This window comes from Pradoshia sp., assembly GCF_051873915.1.
Classification (GTDB): domain Bacteria; phylum Bacillota; class Bacilli; order Bacillales; family Pradoshiaceae; genus Pradoshia.
On record NZ_JBJEFJ010000010.1, the window covers coordinates 49,203 to 59,438 of the forward strand.

A 10,236-nucleotide genomic window follows, 5' to 3' on the forward strand; every position below is an offset into this window, starting at 1 on the left:
CATTTGGGGGTTATGTATATTGAAAAGAATTTGTCAACAATGTCATGCTGAAATGGTAAATGACTGTGCCGTAACGGTTCAAGGAGGAATGTACGGGATAAAAATTAGCAGAAAAGGCAATGGATTATTCAATAAAGCTTCGGCCATTCCAAAAGCAGCGGTTTGCCCCAATTGCGGAGGTGTCGCTTTTTATATTGACGAATACAAACAATTTAAGAAATAAACCAACACGATAGAGAAGTCTTTGATTTTGTTAACCTCTAAGCAATTTAACGGTGATTAAATCTATTATCTAATGGCAGCGAGATTAGCATTGAAGTGTACCTTCATGAATTCTCATAGATATCCAGCTATATAACTGAAACGCCTTTAAAACTACATAAGTAACAAAATAAAGCCGGTTTGTTTTACTCTTCGTAAAACAAACCGGCTTTCAATGGTCTTGATAAGATTATCTCATCACTCTACGTCATTAAACCATGACCTTGCAAATATCATTCGTAAATGCTACAGGGTCTTCAATCGTAAGTCCTTCAATCAATAAGGCTTGGTTATACAAAAGCTTTGTATATAAGTCCAGCTTTTCCTTGTCATGCTTATACGCATTGACCAAGGATGTGAACACCTCATGATTTGGATTGATTTCAAGAATTTTTTCCGCCTTAACACCCGGATTATCCGGCATCATATTTAGCACCTTTTCCATCTCAATCGTGATTTCTCCTTCGGTTGAGAGGCATACAGGATGAGATTTCAAGCGCTTAGAGGCACGGACATCCTTGACGCTTCCCGCAAGTGCTTTAGCCATGTGAGCGAATAAGTCCTTATGCTCGTTAACATCCGATTCTGAAGCGTCCTCCTTACTGTCCTCAATACCTAAATCCCCGCTTGAGACTGATTTAAATTCCTTCTCTTTGAACGTCATCAGCATTTTGATGGCAAATTCATCGATATCATCTGTAAGGTAGAGAATTTCATAGCCCTTGTCCGCTACCATTTCTGTTTGCGGCAGTTTATCAATACGCTCGATGGATTCTCCAGTGGCATAGTAAATATATTTTTGCTCCTCACTCATTCGTTCCATATACTCATCAAGAGTGACCATTTTCTTCTCCTTGGATGAATAGAACATGAGCAAGTCTTTGAGCATATCCTTATTGGCACCGAATTCATTGTATACACCAAATTTGATTTGGCGGCCAAATGATTTATAGAAGAGCTCATATTTTTCACGGTCATTTTTCAGAAGGGACAGCAATTCATTCTTAATTTTTTTATGGATATTCTTCGCGATTAGTTTCAACTGGCGGTCATGTTGAAGCATCTCACGAGAAATATTGAGCGAAAGGTCCTCTGAATCGACCATTCCTTTCACAAAGCTGAAGTGATCCGGCAGAAGATCTGCGCATTTTTCCATGATCAGTACTCCATTAGAATACAGCTCAAGCCCTTTTTCAAATTCCTTAGAATAGTAATCAAACGGAATATTTTCCGGAATGTAGAGAATCGCATTGTAGCGGATCGTTCCATCGACATTAATGTGAATATGTTTCAGCGGCTTATCAAATCCGTAATGCTTCTCATGATAGAACTGCTCATAATCCTCATCCGTCAGCTCGCTTTTATTCTTCTTCCAGATTGGCACCATGCTATTAATGATCTTTTCTTCGGTCACTTGCTCAAATTCATCTGTTGAGCCTTCTTTCAGCTTGCTTTCCGTTACATCCATCTTGATTGGATAGCGGATAAAATCGGAATATTTCTTGATGATTTCTTTAAGACGATATTCCTCCAGGAACTGATCGTAATCTTCTTCTTCTGTGTTGTCCTTAATCGTTAAGATAATTTCCGTACCAACGCTATTCTTCTCACAAGGAGTGATCGTATAACCATCTGTTCCTTTCGATTCCCAGCGGTATGCCTGATCTGTACCAAAGGCCTTGCTGACCACTGTAACGATATCGGCCACCATAAAGGCCGCATAGAAGCCTACACCGAATTGTCCGATGATATCATGGCCGTCCTTGCTTTCATTTTCCTTTTTGAAGGCTAATGAGCCGCTTTTAGCGATGACCCCAAGATTTGTCTCTAACTCATCTTGTGTCATTCCAATCCCTGTATCAGTAATAGTCAGTGTGCGGTTCTCCTTGTCGGCACTCACTTTTATGTAATAATCATCCTTATGAAACGTTAAATTTTCATCTATTAACGCCTTATAATACAGCTTATCAATCGCATCACTCGCATTTGAAAGCAGTTCTCTCAAGAAAACTTCCCGTTGTGAATAGATAGAATTAATCATCATTTCGAGCAATCGCTTTGATTCGGCTTGAAATTGCTTCATTGCCATGATTTTATGCACCCTTTCCACATTCTTTTTAGCACTCAACTCATACAAGTGCTAACATTTTTTAATTATCACAAATTTCATCGATTTGTCAATACGCATTAGTCGTATAATGCCCGTCAGAATACAAATACTATCCGTGAATTCTTTATAGGGGGTGCTTTATTTATGCCGAATTTGAATGAACTAGAGCTGCAGAACCTTCGCCATCTTATTGGGGGTCATGGGACAATTGCCAATAAACTTGACTATTATGCCCAGCAGGTAACCGATTCTGCCATTGCAGACCAGCTCCGAAATGACGCTCAGGATGCACGCAAAAACAAACAAAATCTTATGACCTTTTTATAGAAAGAGAGGCTATGACACATGCAGGAAAAAGATATTGTCAGTGATTATTTATCTTGTTTGAATGGAAGCTTAGCTGGCTATGCCGGCATCATCGCGCAAACGGAAAATGAAGAGCTGCGCAGAACCATTCAGCAAATGCGCGACCAGGACGAAGCGCGCCAATATAAAATTTTCAGCATAGCTAAACAAAAGGGTTATTATATCCCCGCCGAACAAGCCACACAGGAAGAAATCAATACGGTGAAAAACCAATTTGCACAAGGGTAAGACGAAAAGGACAGCCGACAGCTGTCCTTTTTTGTTTTGTTCAAGTCTAATTCTTAGTAATTTTATCTGTTTTATAATATATTCTCCTTATACCGACAAGACTGGAGTGAAATACCTTTGGATAAAATTCCATTAATCGTTACAACTGAATGGCTTGAAGAACATCTTGACGACCCAAACCTGCGGGTAATCGATGCCACAACCTTTATGAAGCCTTTGCAAAATGGACAAATAACGCTGACATCTGGCAGAGACTCCTACAATCTGGGCCATATTCCTGGTGCCGTTTATGCTGATTTATTACATGAGCTCTCCAATCCTGAATCCCCCCTCCCATTTACATTGCCTGAACGTGAGGTATTTACTCAACATATGGAGAATCTCGGTATTGGAGATGAGGATACCTATACAGTTATATATGATCAAGGAGCGCTTGTCGGCGTATCTGTTACCGCCCCGCAATGGGCAGCCAGGTTACGATGGCAGTTAAAGTATGAAGGATTGGAAAATATCGCTGTCCTTGAAGGCGGATTACAAAAGTGGAAGGAAGAAGGACGCTCGCTTACCAGCGAATCAAGCTCGTACCCGAAGGCTGATTTCTCGGGGAAACGGAAGGAAGAAATGCTCGCGACAATGGAGGATGTTCTTAAAGCCATTGAAGATGATTCTGTTGTGCTGATCAACAGCCTCTCTCCAGAGGATTTCAGAGGAGAAACAGATACATATCCACGGAAAGGCCATATCCCAAGCAGTGTGAATGTCTTCTTTGGGTGTCATGCGAATCCGCAGACAAAGACCATTCTTCCGACTGATGAGTTGAAGAGAAATTTCGAGAAAACGGGTGCCCTTGATCCGGATAAAAAGGTCATCACTTATTGTGGCGGCGGTATTGCCGCCACTTGGAATGCGTTAGTGTTAGAGCAGATTGGCGTGAAAAATGTGTCCGTCTATGATGGGTCGATGAATGAATGGGCTTCGAATGAAGATCTTCCTCTTATAACGGGAGACAAATAATAAAAACAAGAGATGGGAAAAACAGCCATCTCTTGTTTTTATCCGATTGTTTACATAATATTTTTATGTTATACCTATTATTCATGACTCCATATGAATGGGGCGTTTATCCCCTTCATTTCCCCCGCCATTTCTTCAATTTCAAAAGAAAGAGACCGATCAGAGGCAGCAAAAGGAATCCTATTGCGTAAGTAATCATACAGTTTTTTCGTAGAAGGAGCTAATTTATCCGCTCCCCTGAAGTCTATCGCTTGTGCGGCACAAATCCATTCAATCGCCAGAACCTTTCTAGCGTTATCAAGAATGCTTAAGGCATGTCTCGCTGCAGCGGCTCCCATGCTGACATGATCCTCCTGATTGGCGGAGGAGGGAATCGAATCAACACTTGAAGGATGGGAGAGAACCTTATTCTCTGACACGAGCGATGCAGCGACATATTGGGTAATCATCATACCAGATTCGAGTCCAGGGTTCGCACTCAAAAATGGCGGCAAATCATTTAATTGAGGATTCACCAGCCTCTCAATGCGTCTTTCAGAAATGTTCGCAAGCTCCGAAACAGCAATCCCAAGGAAATCCATGGCAAAAGCAAGCGGCTGCCCGTGAAAATTCCCGCCTGAGATCACTTGATCAGTCTCCGGAAAGATTAAAGGGTTATCGGTTGCGGCATTGATTTCAATGGACAGCTTGTCCCGTACATAGCTTAGTACCTGCTGGATGGCGCCATGAACCTGCGGGATGCAGCGCAGTGAATAAGCATCTTGAATGCGGAGCTCGCCTTGCCTTGTTGTCAACTGGCTATTCTCCAAATAGGTAAAGATGCGTTCAGCTACCTCCTGCTGTTCCTTAAATCCTCTCACCTCATGGGTCAGCGGCAAAAAAGCATCCACCACACCGCGCAGGCCTTCAAGTGTCAATGATGCAATCCCGTCTGCCATATCTGCAAGCCTCTTGCCCTCCATGTAGGCGATTATCCCGCTCGCGGCCATAGCTTGCGTACCGTTGATTAATGCGAGCCCTTCCTTCGCTTCAAGCTGGATTGGCTTTAGCCCAGCTTTTTGCAAAGCAACTATTCCCGGGTATCGCCTCCCTTGGTAGATGGCCTCTCCCTCTCCTATCAAAACAAGCGCCAAATGGGCCAGCGGTGCTAAATCTCCACTTGCCCCTAGAGAGCCCTTGCCAGGGATGATTGGACACACTCCCCTGTTCAGACAATCGACCAATAATTGAATAAGTTCCATCCTTATGCCTGAATAGCCTTTTGCCAGTGCGTTTGCTCGCAGCAGTAGCATCAGCCTGGAAATGGGCTCTGAAAAAGGCTCTCCCACTGCACAGGCATGGGAGCGAATTAAGTTAATCTGAAGCTCGCGTACATGGTCAGATGAAATGGTCGTTTCACTCAGCTTGCCAAAGCCCGTATTCAGCCCATACACAATCTTACCTTCCGCCAGCTTTCTTTCAACAAGCTCCCTCGCATCCAAAATCCCTTTCTCGGCTTCCTTGCATAAAGCGACTTGCTCGGAATGATCGAGCACCCTTTCAATATCCTGCAGTGTTAAAGATTTTCCATCAATGAGAATCAACTCGTAACCCCCTCAGCTTTTCATCTCCTGGCATATAAAAGGCCATATCAGAGACAAGTCATGATATAGCCCAAAGTTGTTGGCTTGTAAATGAGAGAGCATGATTCCTATTCGTATACCCTCCATATATCTTTATGCGCAATCATGGAGAAAAATGGCTCCCGATAAGGAAAACAGCTTATATCCCCGTTCTTTTTGCCATCAATCGTCCCGTCATAAACTGAAGCCAAGCATGAACCCCGATCCGGCAAGTCTCTTCAATTCTTGAATCTCGTGTCGGGTCTAAACAAACAAAATCGATATGATGAACAGCAGCCGATTTCCCGATTGCAAGCAAAGCTTCAAATAATTCTTCTGTCCGCATACCGCCAGGAGTTGCCGCAGGAACACCCGGCGCAAAGGAAATGTCAAGTACGTCCATATCAATCGTGACATAGATAAGATCGGCCCTTTTAGATAAATGATGCAGCTCTCGTTCAATGAGAGTAGAAATCCCTTCCTGCCTCGCCTTTTTAAGAGAGTGCATCCGAATATGATGCCTTCTCGCATATTCGACTAGTGATTTCGTATTGTAATAACCGTGTAGGCCGATATTCACGATATTCTCGCCATAAACGATATTCGCATCAATGAGCTGACGGATTGGCGTACCATTCGCCGGGCCAAATTCAGCAGGGTCTCGTACATCCAGATGGGTATCAAGCTGAAGAATAGCTATCGTTTGATTTGGGTCGGTGTCCTTCAATCCGCGGATGGCACAGGCCGTTGTGGAGTGATCGCCGCCAATCATGCAAAGGGTTTGTTTCGGAAAGTATTGTTTCAGCGCCTTCGTGGCTTCCTCAATTCTGCGATGTGATTCAGCAACATTCGTTGTATGCATTACGATATCACCTGCATCTGCTACCAAATATGAAGAGAGGTCAATCTCCTCCTCAAAATGATAGACTGCAAACTGCTTCCAAAGCTTACGGAACACATCCGGATAAAGAGATGCACCAGAAACACTGATGGATGCTTTGGACAAAGGGGCTCCATAAAGTATGCAATCCGGCGGTGAATGAACGCTGCCAATCTTTTGAACCCAATCATGTACATAGCCAGACGGTTCACCGGAAGAATTCCAGGACCAGCTCGGCTCACGAAGCCAGTGATCAGCTAAATCCATTGACAACCAGCTCCCCTTTCTTCCAAACAGAATGCGTATGATTGACACCGAAAAGATATTGAAGCTCTTGATAGGAGCCAATCTTCCAGAGAACGAGGTCAGCCTGTTTTCCGATTTCAATGCTGCCGAGCTGCGCCTCACGATTGATGGCGCAAGCAGCATTATAGGTCGCTGCAGTTAATGCTTCAGCTGGAGTCATCTTCATCATCAAACAGGCCAGATTCATCACAAGCGGCATGGAAACGGTCGGAGATGAACCTGGATTGCAATCTGTTGACACCGCAATTGGTACGCCCATATCAATCATTTTCCGGGCATTTGCGGGTTCCTCTCCCAAGAATAAGGCGGTTGCAGGAAGCAAGCAGGCGATAACTCCGGCATCTGCCATCGCCTTAATCCCGTCAATACTTGTCTTTAATAAATGCTCAGCTGAAATGGCGCCAATTTGGGCGGAGAGCTCGGCTCCTCCTGTCGAGACAATTTCATCTGCATGAATTTTCGGAATCAAGCCAGCAGCCTTCCCAGCCTCGAGAATTTGTTTTGAATGTTCGATGGAGAAAACATCCTTCTCACAGAATACATCAATGAATTCAGCGAGGCCTTCCTCTTGGACAGCGGGTATCATGCTCTCGATGATTTCTTCCACAAACTCCTCTTCCCTGCCGGTATACGATTTCGGAATGGCATGTGCTCCCATGAAGGTGGGGACAATATCGATTGGATGGTTTTCATTTAATTCCCGCATGACGCGTAATTGCTTCAATTCTGTTTCAAGGCTCATGCCGTAGCCGCTCTTTCCCTCAATCGTTGTAACCCCATGCTGTAAGAATTGATTCAAACGATTTTTTGCCTCGTTTAACAGAGTCGTAAAGGAAGCGGCTGCTGTTTTCTTTGCCGTCGCGTGAATACCGCCGCCGGCATTCATGATCTCCATATAGCTGGCACCTTGGAGGCGCATTTCAAATTCCTCTTCCCTGGTTCCGCCATAGACGAGATGAGTATGGGGATCGATTAAGCCGGGTGTCATCAGCCTCCCGCCTGCATCAATGACTTCAGCCTCCCTCAACCTTCCGGCATATACTCGTTTTAATTGAGCCGTTTTGCCGACCGCCTCAATCTTCCCCTTTTCTATCCATAGACTGCCGTCTTTTATTAATCCAAGATCGCTCATATCCATTCCTATTTTCGGGCCTGTCCGTAATGGCTTCAACGTGGCAAGCTGACCAATATGATGAATCCATATCGGCCGGCTATTCATGATGGAGTGCTCCTCTATCCAGCATAGGCATTTGGATTCCTTTTTCTCGGGCCGTCTTTACCGCCCTTTCATATCCAGCATCCGCATGCCTCACAACTCCGAGCCCCGGGTCTGTCGTGAGTACCCGCTCAAGCTGATTACGAGCCTGTTTGGTTCCATCTGCCACAATCACCATCCCCGCATGAATGGAATAGCCCATTCCAACACCCCCGCCATGGTGGACTGATACCCATGAAGCCCCGCCGGAAGCATTGATAAGAGCATTTAAGATAGGCCAATCAGCTACGGCATCAGAACCATCCTTCATCGCTTCTGTTTCACGGTTGGGAGATGCCACTGAGCCGGTATCCAAATGGTCTCGTCCAATGACAATCGGGGCTTTTAATTCACCGTTTGCGACCATGTCATTAATGAGGCGTCCAAATTTAGCCCTTTCCCCGTAGCCAAGCCATGCGATGCGGGCAGGAAGCCCTTGGAACTGGATATGCTTCCGGGCAAGCTGGATCCATCGGCAGAGTGCTTTGTTGTCTTTAAATTCTCGAAGGATTAACTCATCTGTCTTGTCAATATCATTTGGATCTCCTGATAAGGCGACCCAGCGGAAAGGACCTCGTCCTTCGCAAAATTGCGGGCGGATATACGCGGGCACAAAGCCAGGAATATCAAATGCATTTCTAACGCCTGCATCTTTGGCAGCCTGCCGGATATTATTTCCGTAATCAAAGGCAATGGCCCCCTTCTCCTTCATATCCAGCATGCTCTGGACATGAACAGCCATGGAAGCAATGGATTTGGATTGATATTTCTCGGGGTTTTCCCTGCGAAGCTGATCAGCTTCCTCTAATGTCATGCCGGACGGGATATAGCCATACAAGGGATCATGGGCAGACGTTTGATCGGTAATCACATCAGGAATAAAACCTTCTTTAATCATTTTCGGCAATAATTCTGCTGCATTTCCGCATAGTCCAATGGAGAGAGAGACTCCTTTTTTCTTTGCTTCAAGGGCCATTTTTACAGCCTCCTCCAGGGAAGAAGCTTTATAATCGGCATATCTTGTCTCTATTCTCCGGTCAATTCTCTTTTCATCAGCCTCAATGGCTACACAAACACCACCGTTCATCGTCACGGCAAGCGGTTGTGCACCTCCCATTCCTCCGAGGCCTGCCGTAACCGTAATCGTCCCTGCCAGCGTCCCGCCAAAATGCTGTCGCGCACATTCCGCAAAAGTCTCATATGTCCCCTGAACAATTCCTTGTGAGCCTATGTAAATCCAGCTTCCTGCTGTCATCTGGCCATACATGATAAGCCCTTTTCGCTCAAGATCATGAAATACCTCCCATTTTGCATATGCCGGAACTAGATTAGAATTAGCCAGCAGCACACGAGGTGCAAACTCATGACTTCGGAAGACGGCGACCGGCTTTCCCGATTGAACTAACAGGGTCTCGTCATTTTCCAAGGCATTCAACGAATGAATGATGGTATGAAACGCTTCCCAGTTTCTCGCTGCTTTTCCCGTCCCGCCGTATACAATGAGATTCTCCGGATTCTCTGCAACATCTTCATGTAAATTATTCAAAAGCATTCGAATAGCAGCCTCTTGCTGCCAGCCTTTTGCATGTAATTCCGTTCCGCTATAGTGGTGATATAAAGCTAAATGCTTATTCAACTTCTTCCTACCTCCCTCGTATATTTCCGGGATACTACGCCCGTGACCTTTCTAAACTATCTATATTCAAAGAGTGGAAGAAATAGATTCTATATTTGTAGACACTTAAATAAAAGGTTTTTCAATAGCTAGATTAACTGCTCGTTTTCTACATACGAAAAGACATTCGGCAGACGAGAGGTGAGACAGGAACTAGAATTAGATTCCCGATTTACAGATGCTGTGGGAAGAGTGCTTTCACAAAAAAACAGTCATCGAACATGTTCTTACCTCATCATTCAGATACCAGGTTCCTGAAGTTCGGTCAAAAATAGTTTATCTTTCGTTTCTCCCCTGATTATGAACTTCCTTCTATTTTGTTTAAGTCAATCTATACTGGTTTACACTACTGTTAGGCAGAACTTCTGGGTGGATGTAGATAGTCTCTTGGTTATATAGTTATGTCGAAAATCGCGGCTGCTTGCTTCTTACTCCCCTAAATAAATTTCTTTTTTCATTCACTTAAATAGGTTATAGAAATCATAATAGTAAGAGGTAAACGATGGTTAATCATATACGCTCTCAGTATGAATCATTTTC

General features: G+C 44.4%; 9 protein-coding genes. 4 read left to right on the plus strand and 5 right to left on the minus strand.

Annotated elements, in window-relative coordinates; translation table 11 throughout:
* Positions 1 to 223 (plus strand): hypothetical protein (locus ACI35L_RS00925; RefSeq protein WP_439802037.1); only part of this gene is annotated, 223 nt, incomplete at its 5' end.
* Positions 224 to 472: 249 nt separating this feature from the next.
* Here the strand turns inward: ACI35L_RS00925 and htpG are convergent.
* Positions 473 to 2,350: a molecular chaperone HtpG gene (gene htpG / locus ACI35L_RS00930; protein WP_049670863.1), complete on the minus strand. Its 1,878-nt coding sequence runs from the start codon at positions 2,348 to 2,350 to the stop codon at positions 473 to 475.
* Between the two features lie 165 nt (positions 2,351 to 2,515).
* On the opposite strand from htpG, the gene ACI35L_RS00935 reads away from it, so the two are divergent.
* The 3 genes from ACI35L_RS00935 (at position 2,516) to ACI35L_RS00945 (ending at position 3,979) form a co-directional block, all read left to right on the plus strand.
* Complete coding sequence (locus ACI35L_RS00935; RefSeq protein WP_049670862.1) at positions 2,516 to 2,698, plus strand: hypothetical protein; 183 nt, start codon at positions 2,516 to 2,518, stop codon at positions 2,696 to 2,698.
* 18 nt (positions 2,699 to 2,716) lie between these two features.
* Positions 2,717 to 2,965, plus strand: a complete 249-nt coding sequence (locus ACI35L_RS00940) for a spore coat protein (RefSeq protein ID WP_049670861.1) — start codon at positions 2,717 to 2,719, stop codon at positions 2,963 to 2,965.
* 117 nt (positions 2,966 to 3,082) lie between these two features.
* The gene (locus ACI35L_RS00945) at positions 3,083 to 3,979 is read left to right on the plus strand and encodes a sulfurtransferase (protein ID WP_049670860.1); all 897 of its coding nucleotides are present in this window, start codon (positions 3,083 to 3,085) and stop codon (positions 3,977 to 3,979) included.
* 77 nt (positions 3,980 to 4,056) lie between these two features.
* Here the strand turns inward: ACI35L_RS00945 and hutH are convergent, their stop codons facing one another.
* The 4 genes from hutH to hutU all read right to left on the minus strand — a co-directional run bounded on the left by hutH (position 4,057) and on the right by hutU (position 9,657).
* Positions 4,057 to 5,562, minus strand: a complete 1,506-nt coding sequence (hutH, locus tag ACI35L_RS00950; protein ID WP_439802038.1) for a histidine ammonia-lyase — start codon at positions 5,560 to 5,562, stop codon at positions 4,057 to 4,059.
* A gap of 178 nt (positions 5,563 to 5,740) precedes the next feature.
* A complete protein-coding gene (locus ACI35L_RS00955; protein ID WP_439802039.1) occupies positions 5,741 to 6,727 on the minus strand; it encodes an agmatinase family protein in 987 nt (328 codons plus the stop codon).
* A complete protein-coding gene (gene hutI, locus ACI35L_RS00960; protein WP_439802040.1) occupies positions 6,714 to 7,985 on the minus strand; it encodes an imidazolonepropionase in 1,272 nt (423 codons plus the stop codon). Before hutI ends, ACI35L_RS00955 begins: the two co-directional genes overlap by 14 nt.
* Complete coding sequence (hutU, locus tag ACI35L_RS00965) at positions 7,978 to 9,657, minus strand: urocanate hydratase (RefSeq protein ID WP_439802041.1); 1,680 nt, start codon at positions 9,655 to 9,657, stop codon at positions 7,978 to 7,980. The genes hutI and hutU overlap by 8 nt, the downstream gene beginning before the upstream one ends.
* Positions 9,658 to 10,236: the final 579 nt, after the last annotated feature.